Origin of the sequence: Pseudoalteromonas sp. R3 (genome assembly GCF_004014715.1) — a bacterium.
Classification (GTDB): Bacteria; Pseudomonadota; Gammaproteobacteria; order Enterobacterales; family Alteromonadaceae; genus Pseudoalteromonas.
Window position 1 is genome coordinate 1,887,054 of the sequence record NZ_CP034835.1, and the last position, 16,547, is coordinate 1,903,600.

At 46.8% G+C, this 16,547-nt stretch carries 13 protein-coding genes; 10 read left to right on the forward strand and 3 right to left on the reverse strand.

The genetic code is table 11. The features are described from left to right. The first annotated feature begins 116 nt into the window (after window positions 1-116). Window positions 117-1,016, forward strand: coding sequence for an EamA family transporter (locus ELR70_RS13075; RefSeq protein WP_054013785.1), 900 nt, complete (start codon window positions 117-119; stop codon window positions 1,014-1,016). A gap of 362 nt (window positions 1,017-1,378) precedes the next feature. After that, complete coding sequence (gene adk, locus ELR70_RS13080) at window positions 1,379-2,023, forward strand: adenylate kinase (protein ID WP_010385354.1); 645 nt, start codon at window positions 1,379-1,381, stop codon at window positions 2,021-2,023. Between the two features lie 89 nt (window positions 2,024-2,112). Here adk and cmoB read toward each other — a convergent pair whose 3' ends face one another. Continuing rightward, window positions 2,113-3,081 carry a tRNA 5-methoxyuridine(34)/uridine 5-oxyacetic acid(34) synthase CmoB gene (cmoB, locus tag ELR70_RS13085; RefSeq protein WP_054013784.1) on the reverse strand — a complete coding sequence of 323 codons (969 nt, stop codon included), beginning with the start codon at window positions 3,079-3,081 and terminating at the stop codon, window positions 2,113-2,115. 10 nt (window positions 3,082-3,091) lie between these two features. Beyond that, a complete protein-coding gene (cmoA, locus tag ELR70_RS13090) occupies window positions 3,092-3,817 on the reverse strand; it encodes a carboxy-S-adenosyl-L-methionine synthase CmoA (RefSeq protein ID WP_054013783.1) in 726 nt (241 codons plus the stop codon). A gap of 125 nt (window positions 3,818-3,942) precedes the next feature. Here cmoA and ELR70_RS13095 point away from each other — a divergent pair, with 125 nt between their 5' ends. Next, entirely contained in the window at window positions 3,943-4,629 is a 687-nt protein-coding gene (locus tag ELR70_RS13095; RefSeq protein ID WP_054013782.1) for a DUF3334 family protein, read from the forward strand. An 82-nt stretch (window positions 4,630-4,711) separates the two neighbouring features. Here ELR70_RS13095 and ELR70_RS13100 read toward each other — a convergent pair whose 3' ends face one another. Continuing rightward, the gene (locus ELR70_RS13100) at window positions 4,712-8,584 is read right to left on the reverse strand and encodes a PAS domain-containing hybrid sensor histidine kinase/response regulator (RefSeq protein WP_054013781.1); all 3,873 of its coding nucleotides are present in this window, start codon (window positions 8,582-8,584) and stop codon (window positions 4,712-4,714) included. A 110-nt stretch (window positions 8,585-8,694) separates the two neighbouring features. Here ELR70_RS13100 and ELR70_RS13105 point away from each other — a divergent pair, with 110 nt between their 5' ends. The 7 genes from ELR70_RS13105 (at window position 8,695) to nudC (ending at window position 16,530) form a co-directional block, all read left to right on the forward strand. Further along, window positions 8,695-9,807, forward strand: a complete 1,113-nt coding sequence (locus ELR70_RS13105; protein WP_054013780.1) for a response regulator — start codon at window positions 8,695-8,697, stop codon at window positions 9,805-9,807. Window positions 9,808-9,986: 179 nt separating this feature from the next. Beyond that, a complete protein-coding gene (locus ELR70_RS13110; RefSeq protein WP_054013779.1) occupies window positions 9,987-10,829 on the forward strand; it encodes a 2OG-Fe(II) oxygenase family protein in 843 nt (280 codons plus the stop codon). A gap of 346 nt (window positions 10,830-11,175) precedes the next feature. After that, window positions 11,176-12,087 (forward strand): BadF/BadG/BcrA/BcrD ATPase family protein, encoded by a 912-nt coding sequence (locus ELR70_RS13115; RefSeq protein ID WP_054013777.1) that lies wholly within the window; start codon window positions 11,176-11,178, stop codon window positions 12,085-12,087. Between the two features lie 3 nt (window positions 12,088-12,090). Further along, window positions 12,091-13,209, forward strand: a complete 1,119-nt coding sequence (gene nagA, locus ELR70_RS13120; RefSeq protein ID WP_054013776.1) for an N-acetylglucosamine-6-phosphate deacetylase — start codon at window positions 12,091-12,093, stop codon at window positions 13,207-13,209. A gap of 65 nt (window positions 13,210-13,274) precedes the next feature. Next, complete coding sequence (locus ELR70_RS13125) at window positions 13,275-14,396, forward strand: DUF5009 domain-containing protein (protein WP_054013775.1); 1,122 nt, start codon at window positions 13,275-13,277, stop codon at window positions 14,394-14,396. 278 nt (window positions 14,397-14,674) lie between these two features. Further along, window positions 14,675-15,469 (forward strand): glucosamine-6-phosphate deaminase, encoded by a 795-nt coding sequence (nagB, locus tag ELR70_RS13130; RefSeq protein ID WP_054013774.1) that lies wholly within the window; start codon window positions 14,675-14,677, stop codon window positions 15,467-15,469. A 116-nt stretch (window positions 15,470-15,585) separates the two neighbouring features. Next, a complete protein-coding gene (gene nudC / locus ELR70_RS13135) occupies window positions 15,586-16,530 on the forward strand; it encodes an NAD(+) diphosphatase (RefSeq protein WP_200908183.1) in 945 nt (314 codons plus the stop codon). Window positions 16,531-16,547 lie beyond the last annotated feature (17 nt).

The following is a 16,547-nucleotide window of genomic DNA, read 5'->3' on the forward strand; positions in this document are numbered from 1 at the left end:
GCTGTAATTTGCAATTGTATGCGCTAACCCATTTTGATTTTCTTTTAAAACCTGTGCTAGCGTTGTAGTTTGGACCCGAAATAGGGGGGGGACCGTCTCAGGTGCAGGGAGGAAGTATGGATTTTAAGAGTATCATGTGTGCACTATTAGTGGTGACAGTGTGGGGGGTTAACTTTTCAGTGATCAAACTGGGGCTGGAAGAGTTACCACCTATTTTATTCTCCGGTTTGCGCTTTTTGATTGTGGCACTCCCCGCTATATTTTTTATTCCCTTTGTGAAGACACCGGTGTGGCATGTGCTGGGTGTGGGCTTATTTCTTGGTGTGATTAAATTTGGCCTCCTGTTTGTAGCAATGGAAAAAGATGCCTCAGCGGGCATTGCATCGTTAATACTACAAGCCCAGGTGGTGTTTACGATTGTGCTCAGTGCAGTGGTGTTAAAAGAGCAGGCAAGTCGTTTTCAGATAGCTGGTGCGGTCATTGCGTGTAGTGGGTTTGGTTTGTTCTTTTTGAGCGAAACAGGCAGCGTCACTTTGTATGGCATGGTGTTGATCCTGTGTGCGGCTTTGAGCTGGGCGGTGTCGAATCTCATTATGAAACAGTTAAAGCAAGTTAACTTGCTGCATTTTATGGTCTGGGTCAGTGCTGTGGCGCCACTGCCTTTGTTCGGATTGTCTTATATTCTTGAAAGTGATACGCCAGTCACCCTGATCCAAAATACCAGTGCACAATCCTGGCTAGCGTTACTCTATGTGGGGCCCGTTTCCACCTTGCTGGCTTTTGCTTTGTGGGGCTGGTTACTCGGCAGACATCGCGCTGCGGCAGTGACCCCGTTTGCATTGTTGATCCCTTTGGTGGGTATGATAGGGGCCAGTTTGATCTTGGGTGAACAGATAAGCCTGTTCGAGATGATTGGCGGTGCCGTGATTCTCAGTGGTCTGACATTTTCTGTGCTGGGTGAGCGGCTATGTCGAGCTGTCTTGGGCAGGGCTGGGTTAAAGCAAAAAGCCAGCTGATAATTATCCCTGGCAAAGGCGAGGTTTATTTGACCAAATTCTCTTGGCAATCCGAATATTATGACAAGGTGAGCGAATTTTGTTCGCCTTGTTACAATCTGCGCTAGACAATTGGTCTAAGTCCCTTGAGTATCCCTGCCCAATGTGAAAAAATTCGACACAATTAAAATCCAGTTAATACCAATTTGCTTAATTAAGTGTTCTATTTTGAGGCGAGAAAATAGGGTCGATAACAAGGCAAAGATTTTGCTATTTAGTTGTTCTAAATGAGAAATCTTTAACACAGTTAGCGTCCTATTTGCTCCTTCAAATTGAACAGGTATTAAGTGAAATGGGTATAACTCACATACGAGGAACACACTATGCGCATTATTTTGCTAGGCGCGCCGGGTGCAGGTAAAGGCACTCAAGCTCAATTTCTAATGGAAAAGTACGGTATTCCACAAATTTCAACGGGCGACATGCTACGTGCTGCTATCAGCGAAGGCACGCCACTGGGTCTGGAAGCCAAAAAAGTGATGGATGCAGGACAACTTGTATCTGATGACATCATTATTGGTCTGGTAAAAGAGCGCGTTGCAAAAGAAGACTGTGCGAATGGTTTCCTGTTAGACGGGTTCCCGCGTACTATCCCTCAGGCAGATGCGATGAAAGAAAACGGTATTGCAGTTGATCACGTTATCGAGTTCGACGTTGCTGACGAAATCATCGTAGAGCGCATGAGTGGTCGTCGTGTACACCCAGCTTCTGGCCGTGTTTACCACGTTGTGTACAACCCGCCTAAAGTAGAAGGCAAAGACGATCAGACTGGTGAAGACTTGATCATCCGTGCTGATGATACAGAAGAGACTGTACGTAAGCGTCTTGGTATCTACCATGACCAGACAAAGCCTCTGGTAAGTTACTACCAGTCTGAAGCAGATGCAGGTAATACTCAGTACCACAAACTGGATGGTACTCAGGCTGTTGAAGCTGTAAGCCAGCAACTAGCTGAGCTGCTGGGCTAATCTACTGCCCACATAGATTGAAAAAGCCAGCTTAGATGCTGGCTTTTTTGTGTTTGAACATACCAATTTATTAAGTGAAATTGGTATTATTAGGCTTTTGCGACAATAATTGCTCTAAGCGGAGCGGGGTAGCCCTCAATCGTCTTACTGGGATCGTTCGGATCCAAAAAGTCGGCCAGGGATTCGGTCTGCATCCACTCGGTGCGTCTTTGTTCATCCAAAGAAGTGATGTCTTTATCCACCACCTTGATGTCTTTAAAGCCCACGCGTTGTAGCCACAGCGCTAGCGCATCGCAACTGGGAATAAACCAGACGTTACGCATTTTGGCATAGCGGTCAGTCGGCACAAGAACGGTGTTCACGTCACCTTCAATAACCAGAGTTTCAAGCACTAACTCACCACCCGGGCGTAACTGAGCCTTTAGCTGTGCAAGAAAGTCGATGGGTGAGCGGCGATGATACAAAACACCCATGGAGAAAACCGTATCAAAGGCTTTCAAGTCCGGGAGTTGCTCCACACCCAGAGGTAACAGGTGGACATTCGGATCTGGATTAAAGTGCTTGATAGCCTGAAACTGACTCAAGAATAAGTCTGAGGGATCGATCCCCACGACAAACTCAGCACCCGCACCACGCATACGCCACAGGTGATAGCCAGAGCCACAGCCGATGTCGAGCACGCTGCGGCCATGTAAATCGCTGATATGCGGTAACAAACGATCCCATTTCCAGTCGCTGCGCCATTCGGTGTCAATGTCGATACCATGAATATGAAACGGGCCCTTACGCCAGGGCATCATGCGTTTGAACAGGTGTGTCAATTGCTTCTGATGTCCCTCAGAGAGTGGCTCCTGACGGGTAAAGGACACTTTGTTCTTAATGTCGACTTGCTCAGCGGGTAAGTCCGGCAGGTTTTTAAGTACCTTTTCCCATTGTGACCAGTCACCGTGCTGGGCTTCTTTTTGCCAGTGAGTCAGTTGTGCCGGCAGTGTTTCCAGCCAATGGCTGAGGGGGCTTTTCGCAATAGCGGCATAAAAATCGGTAAACCAGGAATTCATAGTCTTTCTCTTATTTAATCGCTACCAGGGAGCAGAAGTTAAAGCACTGATACCACACCTGAGTGTGGGCAAAGCCGATCTGTTCCAGACGGTTTTTGTGGGTGCTGAGGCTATCGGTGCGCATCACATTCTCAATAGCCGTGCGTTTTTGGCTGATCTCCAGCTCTGAATAGCCATTATGTCGTTTGAAGTCATGGTGCAGATCAATCAACAAATTATCTTTGATGTCGTTTTCACCTTTGATCTTCTCCGAAAGTAGCAACACGCCGCCGGGTTTTAAGCCCTGGTAAATTTTTTCAAGCACGGTGGCTCTTTGTGCCTGGGGGATGAACTGCAAAGTAAAATTCATGGCAACCACGCTGGCGTTGCTGATCTCTAACTCGTTAATGTCGCCCAGTTGTACGTCTACCGGAACGTCTGATTTGAAGCCTTTCAGATGTATCTGGCAGCGCTCGACCATAGGCTGGGAGTTGTCTACGGCAATAATGCGGCAATTTTCTTTGTCGATATTACGGCGCATACTGAGGGTGACCGCCCCCAGTGAACAGCCCAGATCATAAAGGTTTGAATTACTCTGCGCGTATTGTCCGGCCAGTTTACCCATGGTACTGACTATGGTGGCATAACCCGGCACTGAACGCTGGATCATGTCCGGAAATACTTCTACAACATTTGCGTCGAAGGTGAAGTCTCTGACTTCTTGCTCTGTGGCATATATACTGTCTTTGCCCGTCACACTGCTAGTCCAATTTGTCTTACAAAAAAATAATCATGCTATTTTAGCATTTTATACTAGATAGTCAGTGATAAATTGAGTAGCTTGGCTAGTATTAACAATAAGAAGTAAGTTAGAGAACCAACATGGCGAAAAATAAAGTGATCAGCACAGAAGATATCCTATCAACACTATGTCACTCGGTGACTGAGGTTTTGTCCTCGGCCAGTGGCAATCAGATTGCCTATTCGGCAATGGTACAGAAGATCACCCGTACCTGTATGCGTCCAGACATTGGTTGTTTTGTTCTGTTCGACGGCGGTTTTACCGGGCTGGTTGTCACCAATTTTACCGCGCAGGCTGCAATGGAGGTCTATCAGGACTATATGCGTTCAATGGGTATGCCGGAAAGCGAAATTGCACAAAGCCACCTGTCGGATGATGTATCCAATGTGATGGGTGAGCTGATGAACCAAATTGTCGGCGACTTTACCAGTAAGGTTCGTGAGCAGCTTCATACCTCTATCACTCAGAACCAGCCCAAAATGATGGCCATTAACAAACAGGTGCAGATCTCGGTCGATACCACTATGGACAGACCACAGGCGCGCCGCGTGACCTTTACCACTCAGGGGCAGAACATTTTCTATCTTGAATTAGCGATGGATAAGACCGAGTTTATTAAACTGCATGATTATGATATTACCGAGGCTGTTGACCCGGATGACATTATTGCCAGCCAGAGAACAAAAAAAGCTGAGTCTGCAAAAAAAGCCGACACGCCAGCTGAAGATGTAGCAGACGACGACTTTATGGCTGATCTTGGGCTATAACGAATAGCCATACCTTTTGTGCAGTGTAGCCAAGCTGATTAAAGGCTCGCTATGCTGCCTCGAGCTCCATTTGGGCCCTGGCTTAAGCAAGTTGGGGTACGTAAGGCACTATCAGCGCGTGTGCTTTTTCAAACTCATACCGGGCGACTAAATCATTCAATTCATCCAACACCGCCTCAGGCAGCGATGCGCCATTGTGTAAAGATGCAACGAGCTCAGTGGCACTTGCGTCATAGTCCCTGAGCGCTTTCGCAAGTGTTATCAGGATTTCGTCAGACTGTTCACAAACGGGAACAGAGGTTTTATCTGGCTCTGCTTTATGCAGGTTTACGTAGCCTGACACCTGCTCATGACAGTGTCTGATATACTCTAGTAAATTATCAATTTGTGTTCCGTCTAAGCGGTTTTCATGAAGTTGTGACTCTAGTGCAGCACATTGGTTCGTCAGATGTGTCATAGATAAATTCGCACTTGCGCCTTTCAGGGCATGAAGAATATGTTCTGCAAGCTCCGTGTTACCTATGGTAATGGCTTGTTTAAGGTTGATAAGTTCCTCTATTTGCTGTTTGACAAATTTTTCAAGCAGCGAAAAGTACACCTCCCGATTACCAGCAGCTCGGTTTACCCCAGCTTCGATATCAATTCCTTCAAGAGTAAACGCTTCGACCTCCATGCATGGTATTTCTGACTCGTTGAGCTCAAGCGAAACGGTTTGTTGGATAACATCTTCTGCTTCACCTTGTTTTGCATATGCCAGTATGGTTTCGACCATGTTTTCTACATCGATAGGCTTGGCTATGTGGCCATCCATACCTGCACTCAGGCAAGTCTGTATGTCATCCTGCATTGCGTTCGCCGTCATCGCCAGTATGGGCGGCTGGCTGAGTTCAGGCAGTTTTCGAATTGCCCGGGTTGCCTTCAATCCATCCATGACAGGCATTTGCATGTCCATCAGTACCACATCAAATGCGGTCTTTTGCACGGCCTCAAGTGCATCCTGCCCATTATTGGCAACGGCTACATCGGCGCCGTGAAATGTCAGAATTTCAACAGCAATCTCCTGATTAACCGGTTGATCTTCGGCCACCAGGATAGTCAGGCCGGATAATCGGTTGTCCCCGTCAGCGCTGGATGCAGCGACTTGCTGGGGCTGAGGTGCCAGGCAGGCTTGCAGGCAATCGAACACGCTTGATGGGTTTATAGGCTTTAGCAAAATGCTGGATATGATGTGCTTTTGGTCATCTTTAAGCCCCAGCTCGCGGCCATAGGCGGTAACCAGTACATATTGCCTTGACGAAGACAGGCTATGTAATTCCATAATGGTATCGATGCCGTCTCTTTGTGGCATATGCCAGTCAACGAAGGCAATATCAAAATGGGGTTGCTGATTTTGCACGTACTCAATACAGGCGTCACCAGATGAAAACAGCTTAGAAGCAATACCAAACTTTTTCAGCATGGCAGCCATAACCTCTCTTGCCAGCGCATTGTCATCCACAATTAAGGCGAGCTTGTCTTTAAAATGCTCAGAAGGCTGGCTAACCAAACGAGTAGTGGTTGCAAAGGGCAGAGGTAGCGTAAAGTAAAAAGTTGAGCCTTTACCAGGTTCGCTTTCTACAAAAATCTCACCCCCCATCAGCTTCACAAGGTGTTGAGAAATAGTCAGGCCCAGGCCGGTGCCACCGTACTTGCGCGTAATAGATGTGTCAGCTTGTGAAAACGACTGAAAGAGTTTGGTTTGCTGTTCATGGCTTAGCCCAATCCCTGTATCAATGACACAAAAGAGTAATCTGGCACTTTGTTCGTCTTCACTTTGATAGCTGATATTGATGGTTACATGACCTTGCTCTGTGAACTTAACGGCATTACCTGCAAGGTTGATCAAGACCTGACCGATCCTGAGTGGATCGCCAATATAATCATTTGTTACTTCCGGGTGGACATCAAAGATCAGCTCCAGTTGCTTTTCTTCAGCTTTGAGTCCGATGATTGTCGCCACGTTATCCAGCACTTTATCAAGGTGGAAGTGGGTGGACTCGATTTCAACTTTGCCTGCTTCGATCTTAGAGAAATCTAGAATATCGTTCAGTAACTTAAGTAACTGTTTAGCGGCGTTGTCTATCTTTTCAACATAATTACGTTGCTTTGTCGTTAGCTGCGTATTCAGTGCCAGGTGAGCCATGCCTATGATGGCGTTCATGGGAGAACGAATTTCGTGGCTCATATTGGCAAGAAATTCGCTTTTTACTTTGGCGTTTTTATCTGCCAGCTCTTTAGCTGCAAGCATATTACGCTCGAGTTCGTTTCGCTCTGTCATGTCTAAAAACGTCCCGACTACACCTCCAACTTCTTTATAACCATCAAAGAAAGGGGCCTCATGTACTATCAGTTCTCTGGATTCTTGCTGGCCGTTTTTCAGAGTCACCTCAAATTGATGTTGTATTTTCTGCTCAATGGTGTAATTGGACTTTTGCTCAAGGTAGCCTGCTGTATAGACATCAAATACATCCTGGATCCGCATGCCGGTCACCTCGGCCTCAAACATATCCAGAAAATCAAGAAATGCTCGGTTTACACCCAAAAAGGTCCCCCGAGTATCTCGGTAATAAGTTGGGTTAGGAATAGCATTCAGAATGTGCAACGTCATCTCCAGATGCTGTGACAGGGCCGTTTCTGCAGCAAGCTGTTGCTGCGCGTTTTCACACAGCTGAATCTGAATCGCAAGGTCTTCACATAATTGCTGGATACTGGTCTGCTGCTCGCTATCGAATCGATCAATGCTGGCAATATACAGCGCGCCTTTGAGCTGGTTATTGACGATTAAAGGATACAAAGCGGCACTCTTTATAGAGATAGTGACAGCACCTGCTTTGAGATCAAAAGCGGTATCGCTGGAAACTAAACTCTGCCTTGTCAGCGTTCGGCATAGTTGGGTGTACTGAATACTCAGGTTATCAAGGCAAGGCGGGCAGCCTATAGTTTGTAAAGGGTTCAATGTTTTGTCGCGGGTATCACAAATTGCCACACTCGGGGCTGCATAGTAAGTCGCGAAAAACTCCAGTGCGAAGCGTCGCAGTTCATCTGGGTCGCGGCTATGGCGGATCCCTTGATTGAACATTTCGCGCAGTTTGGCAATTTCTACTCGGTTATGAAGCTTGTCATAGATCTGACCAACCACATTGGCCAGACTACTTAGCTCTTCTCCCAGCTGCTGTGGCAAGTGCAGTTGGGCATTCCCACTTTGATTGGCGTTATGCAGTGACTGATATAATCGTTTAAGCGGGTCAAAGACACGGAAATTGCACCACCAGGCTCCCAGCAAAGCAGCCAGACCAAGCAATACAATTCCCCATATCACGACTTGATTAAGGTACATGTACAACTCATCTTTTGCCTTATAAAGCTGTGTACTTTGCTGTGAGAATATGAAATCCAACTGATCGAGTTCTGTAGTAATATGTTGCAAGGTGTTGTGGTAGTTTACCAATTGGAAAGGGGGCGCTGAGATACTTGGCTGGTGTTGTGTCAGTTCTGCATAGGTTTGAGCATGGAGTTGTCTGAGCTCGCCATACAGTGCACCAAGTTGTGTGGTTGAGGACTCTATTGGCATGTTGGCCAGTGTGTGGACCAGATCAATCGATTTTTGTTTATCTCCCGGCGTTGAATGCTCATCAGCTTGGGAACCCCGTGCGAATGTTAATTTTGAGTCATTATAATCACGAAGTAACTCAAGCTGTTTTGGCTGAGGATTGTTCAGGTACAAAGCAAGCAGTATTGCGTGATGCTGTGCGTGCTCCCTAAGCTCATATGAGACTTTGGCTAATGTCTTAAGGTTATCTAGTTTTTGGTTGGTCGGTTCGAGTTTGGTATAACTTAGAAAGAGTAGTAACGTAGAAATAACTAATATCGACAGTATCACTGCAAAAACAACATTCACTCTTAATTTTACACCCATATACACGCCACACTATTGAGTTTACTAACATAGTAACCATAGTCGCGTGCGGTCATTTCTCAAGCTATGCTTACTGAAAGTATAAAAAGCAACTTATGAGGGTAAAAGGAATGGCAGACATTTTGGTGGTTGATGATGTTGCAGAAAACCTGCATATGCTTCAACTGATCCTTCGTCAGCAAGGGCATACAGTACTTGCCGCTATCAATGCAGAGGTCGCGCTGAATATTATTCAACGTAAACCGCCAGAGCTGGTGATCACTGATATCAAAATGCCAGGAACATCTGGGATCGAGCTGTGTAAGTTGCTGAAGGCTGAAAAGCATACCAGCCATATTCCGGTGATTTTTGTCAGTGCACATAGCGACACAGACTGGATAGTCGAAGCGCTTCATGCTGGCGGTAACGACTATATTACTAAGCCCTTCATTCCTGCTGAGATATTAGCCAGAGTGGATACACAGATAAAGCTGCTTGATGCACAAAAGAGCGCGGTAAAACAGCAACTTTCTCAGGTAATGAATGAAATGGTGATTGGTGTAGCACACGAAATTAATACGCCCTTGGGCACAGCTATTACAGCGGTCAGTCATTGCTCTGATACAATTTATAAGCTGATAAATACATTGAAAGAGGGTGAGGTAAGCCCCGCTGAGATAGCGACCAAGCTGACAGAGTGTGACACAAGTCTGTCTTTAAGTGAGCGAAACCTCACTCGGGTGGCTAAATTCGTGTCCATGGTTAAGCAAATTGCCCGGGTAGAGTGTCCGATTTCGCCTACTCGCGTGAGTTTGCTCGAGTTGGCCGAGAAAGTGCGGTGTGCCTGGTTGAATAAACCCGTCAGCGTTGAAATTGTGGTGCAACACGAGGGCGTTGCTCTGTTTGACGGAGGTCTGCTGAACTCTGTAATAGATACATTAATTGCAAACTCACTCTCTCACGGTCGACAAGAAGGCAAATTAGAAGTGCGCCTTGACCTTGGTATCGAGGATACACGATTGACTGTGCGCTATCTGGACAACGGGTTGGGACTGGATGGTATCTCAGAAGAAGACATGTTGAAGCCGTTCGTAACGACAAAAAGAGGTAACACAGGTCATGTTGGGTTGAGTGCTTCTGTGGCGGCTAATTTGATTGTGAATGCCTTAAACGGTAGTTATCAGGTTTACGACCGTCAACACGGGCTGGAGTGGCAGATATCTTTACCAGTGGAGCCGGTTTGATCTGAGTCAATCTCGGTGATTATTGGTATGAAGGGCGGACATAAGTCCTTATCTGCGGCGGTGGATTTCTCTAAGCTCGCGAGCAAGATTTTATCTTAATTCAAAAAGTTAATTTTCAATGTTCGAGTTGCAGTTAATTTCTTGAATTTAAGTCACGTTAAAATATCGGTGGAACCATTATGCAACAGCTACCTACAGTTGACTATCAAGCGCCTGACGCGGCGAAACAATTTGTTGAATCTCTGCGCTCAACGGGCTTTGGTGTACTTAAGAACCATCCAATTCCTCAGGAATTGGTTGAGTCTATCTATAAAAACTGGCAAGAATTCTTTAACTCAGAAGAAAAGCACGCGTTTTTATTCAATAAAGAAACGCAAGACGGTTACTTTCCGCCCGATGTTTCTGAAGTTGCGAAAGGCTTCACAATTAAAGATATTAAAGAGTACTTCCACGTTTATCCAAAAGGTCGTGTGCCTGCGCAACTTGATGCAGAAATTCGCGAGTACTATCGTTTGGCCAATGAGTTTGCGGCACAGCTATTAAGCTGGGTTCAGGCTGAAGCACCAGAAGAAGTGCGTGCTAAATTCTCTATTGATCTGAAAGACATGATCAAAGACTCTGAACAAACACTACTGCGCGTTTTGCACTACCCACCGATGACAGGTGATGAAGAGCCGGGTGCTATCCGTGCAGCAGCACATGGCGACATTAACCTGTTGACTGTTCTGCCAGCGGCTAACGAGCCTGGTCTGCAAGTACAAAGACAAGATGGTAGCTGGTTAGACGTGCCTTGTGATTTCGGTAACCTGATCATCAACATTGGTGACATGCTGCAAGAAGCGTCAGGCGGTTATTTCCCATCAACTATCCACCGCGTGATCAACCCAACCGGTAAGGCCAGTGACAAGTCGCGCATTTCATTGCCACTGTTCCTGCACCCACGCCCGGATGTGGTTCTGTCTGAGCGTTACACCGCTGATAGCTACCTGCAAGAGCGCTTGAGAGAGCTAGGTGTAAAATAAACACCTATCTATCTGTTTCTACATTAAATCAATGTAGGGTATTAGCTTAAAACGGCGCTTTCGCGCCGTTTTTCGTTATCAAATATGTGACAATCTTTGTATATGTATAAAGTGTCAGCCAAATCCATCGTCAAAGCACAGAAAAAGGACAATATTCAGTTCCTTGCAAAAATTTTTCTGACAATTAAGCAAAAGTATGCAATATTAAAATTTTTCACAGTGCGAAAAAATAATAAAAAACTTAATGACAACGCTGTCATTTGTTGTGTAACATCAAATCAACATGACTGAATACCGGTTGCCTTTGAATGAGGAGGCACCAATCACAACTTTTAGGGGTCGTTACATGATGGCTAAACAGGTTGAACATGACCAGTTATATATAGGTATAGATGGTGGGGGAACGAAATGTCGTGCCACTATATACTCTGCAATACAGGGCGTATTAGGCACTGGTCTTGGTGGTCCTGCGAATCCCTTGCATGGATTCGAAAGAACCTTGGAGTCTATCATGGTTTCGACTCAACTGGCATTGCAAGACGCGGGACTCAGAGTAGAGCAGGTTCACGAGCTTAATGCGGGTTTAGGCCTTGCTGGCGTAAACTTACCCAGCTTATATGACAAAATTATGCGCTGGGATCATCCATTCAAACAAATGTTCCTGACAACCGATTTACATACCGCCTGTATTGGCGCACATGAAGGAGAAGATGGTGCGGTGATCATCACAGGCACCGGCTCATGTGGATTTGTGCTGGTGGATGGGAAAAGTGCTAATTATGGCGGGCACGGGTTTGCTCAGGGGGATGTGGGCAGTGGCTCCTGGATGGGTCTTGAAGCGGTCAAAGCCGTATTACTGGATTTAGATGGGCTTGGGCCAAAAACAACCTTGTCTCAAGTATTTTTACAGCACTTCAATACCAACTCCGCAATGGGTATTGCAGAGCAAATGGCCGGACAACCTTCCAGCAGCTATGCAAAGTTGGCTCGCTATGTACTGGATGCCGCGAAAACCGGAGATCAGCTGGCGCTGGATATTGTGAAAACCGGGGCTGATTATGTCAGTCGACTTGCCCACAAGCTGTTGGAAAACAATCCGCCCAGATTGTCAATGATAGGGGGTCTATCCGAACCGTTAAGTCAGTGGCTTGACCCGGAAATTGCAAAACGGGTTGAACTGCCTAAGCAGCCACCTGAGATGGGGGCGATTTACTTCGCAATGCAGAGTATTCAACGTCAGTCGGAACACTTGGTGTAATTCATGAACAGATTTTCAGCCAGCCGTTTGTTTGACGGCACACAATTTAAAAACGAAGTTGAGTTTGTAGTCGATAATGGCAAGCTTCACTTTGAATCTCACCCTGCGGGCAGTGAAGTGACGCGACTCGAGGGCGTAACCGCACCAGGATTTATTGATGTCCAGGTTAATGGTGGTGGGGGCGGCTTTTTGAATGCAGATCCCTCATTGTCTTGTCTGACGACCATAGTCTCAGCCCATGCAAAGTTTGGATCAACTGCGCTGATGCCAACACTTATCACCGATCAGGTAGCGGTCATGGAGCAAGCCGCGGATGCTATTGCTCAGGCAATTGCACGTAAAGAGCCCGGTGTCGCAGGGGTCCATTTTGAAGGTCCGCATTTGTCTCACCCTAAGAAGGGGACTCACAGCGAGCAGTTTATACGCCCAATCTCAGAACGAGAGTTCGCTATTTATGCCCGAGAAGATCTAGGTATAAAAATGGTGACTCTGGCCCCCGAAACTGTGCCGCTGAGCGATATAAAACGTCTGGTCGAGCTGGGTGTGAAAGTGTCTATTGGACATTCTAATGCGGATTTTGAAACCACTATGGCTGCGCTGGAAGCAGGCGCTGACGGGTTTACACACTTATTTAATGCCATGTCGGCCTACACCTCTCGTGAACCAGGGGTTGTGGGGGCGGCGTTGTGGGATGACAACGCCTGGTGTGGTTTGATAGTCGATGGGCACCATGTGCACCCGGCCTCAGCTAAGCTGGCGATTCGTACTAAACAACGTGGCAAAATCATGTTGGTAACTGATGCTATGCCGCCAGTTGGCACGGATGATCAGGAATTTGATTTCTTTGATGGCCGCAAAGTGATCAGAACCGGTGATCGTTTAAATTCGACGACTGGCGAGTTGGCGGGCAGTGTGCTTGATATGGCAAGCGCGGTACGCAACAGTGTTAATACGCTCGATGTGACCTTGTCTGAAGCACTACGAATGGCTTCTTTATACCCGGCACAGTACCTTGGACTGCCGGCGAAAGGTCGTCTGGTCGACGGTGCAGATGCTGATTTTGTGCAGCTCGATAGTGACCTTAATGTATTACAGACTTTCATTAACGGAAAGCGCGTTTAATTTTCCCTGGGTAAAAAACCCCGCTGTTGTTTAGCGGGGATTTTTTGTTTCTATAGGTAGTAACTATGTCAAATAATAAGAAAAGACTGGCGTCGCTTGATGCCTTGCGTGGCATGGACATGTTTTGGATCCTGGGCGGTCAGTCCATATTTGCCGCGCTGTTTGTTCTGACCGGCTGGCAGGGGTGGAAGATTTTTGAAGCTCAGACGCTCCACAGTGCATGGCACGGCTTTACCTTTTACGACTTGATCTTCCCTTTGTTTATCTTTTTGTCAGGGGTGGCAATGGGCTTACGGCCCAAGCGCATTGATCACTTACCAATAGAAGAGCGTAAGCCCATTTACATCAAGGCGATTAAACGCCTGGGTTTGCTGTGTCTGTTTGGCGTACTGTATAACCATGGTTGGGGCACAGGTATTCCGGCCGACTTTGGCGAGATCCGCTATGCCAGTGTACTTGGGCGCATTGCCATTGCCTGGTTCTTTTGCGCTATGCTGGTGTGGCACTGTAGCCTGAAGATAACGGCGCTTACTGGAGTCGCTATTTTGCTAGCGTACTGGGTGTTGCTGTGCTTTATTCCCGTTCCTGGCGGTAGTGCAGGGGAGCTAACACCGGCTGGCAGCTGGAATGCCTGGGTAGATCAGGTATTACTGCCAGGGATTACTTATCAAAACCGCCCGGTTGACCCGGAAGGTATTTTGTCCAGTTTCCCGGCTATTGTGAACGCCATTGCCGGTGTATTTGCCGGACAGCTCATTGCACAGTCGGATAAACTGGGTCAGTGGCAGGTCGCAGGGCGCCTGTTGATTGCTGGTATCATTAGCCTGGCATTGGGCTGGTTGTGGGATCTGCAATTCCCGGTGAATAAAGAGCTTTGGACCAGCTCTTTTGTGCTGGTGACCGTTGGCTGGAGTGCTATTTTCCTGGCTATTTTCTTCACCCTGGTAGATATACTTAATGGCCAGAAGCTGGCTTATCCTTTTGTGATCATCGGAGCCAATTCCATTATTATTTATCTGGCATCGAGCCTGGTTGACTGGGGCTTTATCAGCCGCAGTGTATTCGGTGGTGTTATCAAAGCCGTACCTGAGCATTGGCAGGCATTAATTAGTGTATGTGCCTTGCTGGCGGTTCAGCTGCTGGTATTACATTGGATGTATAAACGTAAGATTATTGTTAGCGTTTAGCATAATAGAACTAAGTGCTGAGCCTGACGGCTGTTAAGACTTTGAAAAATGACCTGCTCAGCAGGTCATTTTTATTTTGGCTATAAAAAAAGTACATTTTTTTATCACTTTTACTTTACAAGCGCGTTTTTTTCTCTAATAATGACAGCGTTGTCATAATGGTAATAACCTAAACAGTGTATCCCAGTTAGGTTTTGATCTGACCTTGTTTTGATTGCACGCAGAGCAAGGTTCAGATCCCATTTTTCCTGTTTGTTCACAACCTTGAGCCTTACATTATGCAAATAGTCATTCTTAAAAACGCAGCTGAAGTTGCAGCATATGGTGCCGATATTTTTACTCAGCAGTTAACACGTAACGCAGGCTCTGTTTTAGGACTGGCGACAGGATCTACGCCAGTTGCTTTGTATCAGGAACTGATCCGTCGCAACCAGGCGGGTACAGTGAGCTTTAGCAAGGCCAAAACGTTCAACCTGGATGAATACCTGGGGCTGAATGGCGAGCATGCACAAAGTTATCGTTATTTCATGAACGAGCAGCTGTTCAATCACATAGATATTAACAAAGACAATACACATGTTCCGCCAGGAGATGCCAAAAACCCAATTGAAGCCTGTAAAGAATATGAAGCGCAGATCAGCGCAGCTGGTGGCATCGATGTGCAGCTTCTGGGAATTGGTCGCAATGGGCATATTGGTTTTAACGAGCCATCGTCAGGACTGACATCACGTACTCGGGTTAAAACCCTGACCAAGGCCACTATCGACGATAATGCACGCTTTTTTGCAGCCGATGAGTACCAGCCGCATTTGTCGATCACCATGGGGATCGGCACTATTTTAGACGCACGTAAAGTGGTCTTACTGGCAACCGGTGAAAACAAAGCCGATGCGGTACATGCCATGATTGAAGGTCCTCTGACCGCCGCTTGTCCAGCATCAGCCTTACAAATGCACCGTCACGCTGTGATTGTGCTGGATGAAGGGGCTGCCAGCAAACTGAAAGACATTGAATTCTACAAACATATTGAAGCTGAGAATCAAAAGCTTCAGGAATATCTTGCCTCTCTGTAGTGTGTTATCACACTGTAGTTCAAGCCCGTAAGGGCTTTTTTTTTTGCCGCAAAGCTATTGGCATTCGGGCCATCTATGTTAGCGTGTCGTCAAAGAACAACAAAAGGATGAACGTCGTGCTGCATTACACGCAAATGAACCTGAACAGGGCCTCAGCTGAACGCAAAGACCCCAACTGGTTACTTGGCCAATACGGAGAAAAAAGCCGCTGGTTGCTGGTATGGAATAACAAAAATTTGATTGTCAGCAACGAGCGGGAGCTGGCTTTGTTGTCTCAGTCACAGGTTGACACACTTGACCGCGCCGAAGCCATGTTTTTAGGCATTGACGAAACACATAGCTACTTTGCGCTGGACGTTAGCGAAGTAGAACAAGAGTTACTGCAGGGCTGCATTGATGTCAGCTTTGATGAGCACACTTTTGAGCAAACTTTCCATTTCGAAGATATGCGTACCATAGGTCCAAAGCTGGACGCCGAATTGGCGTCGGTGGGCGTGTTGGCTCGCGGGCTGTGTTATTGGCATAAAACGCACCGTTTCTGTGGACGCTGTGGTAGCCCAAACCGCCCCGTTGAAGCCGGACATGCGCGTTTGTGTAATGACAAAGAATGTCGCCATATGACTTTCCCGCGTACGGATCCTGCTGTGATTATGCTTGTAACACATACCTTTGCAGATGGTGTTGAGCGCTGTTTACTTGGGCGACAGGCGCAATGGCCCGAAGGTGTATATTCAACTCTGGCGGGATTTGTTGACCCCGGTGAAACACTGGAACGGGCCGTGATCCGCGAAGTGAAAGAAGAAGCCGGAGTTGAGGTTGATCAGGTACGCTATCTTGCCTCGCAACCCTGGCCATTTCCGTCGTCTATTATGCTAGGCTTTATAGCAACTGCAAAAAGCACCGACATTTTTGTTGAGCAGGATGAACTGGAGCATGCACAATGGTTTTCCCGAGAGGAGCTCAACGGGTTTGCCGAGTGGGGAGACGATGTGCCCGGATATAAGCTCACCCGCAAAGATTCTATCTCCAGATATCTGGTTGAATACTGGCGTCAGCAATGATGCATTTAGTCCAAAAT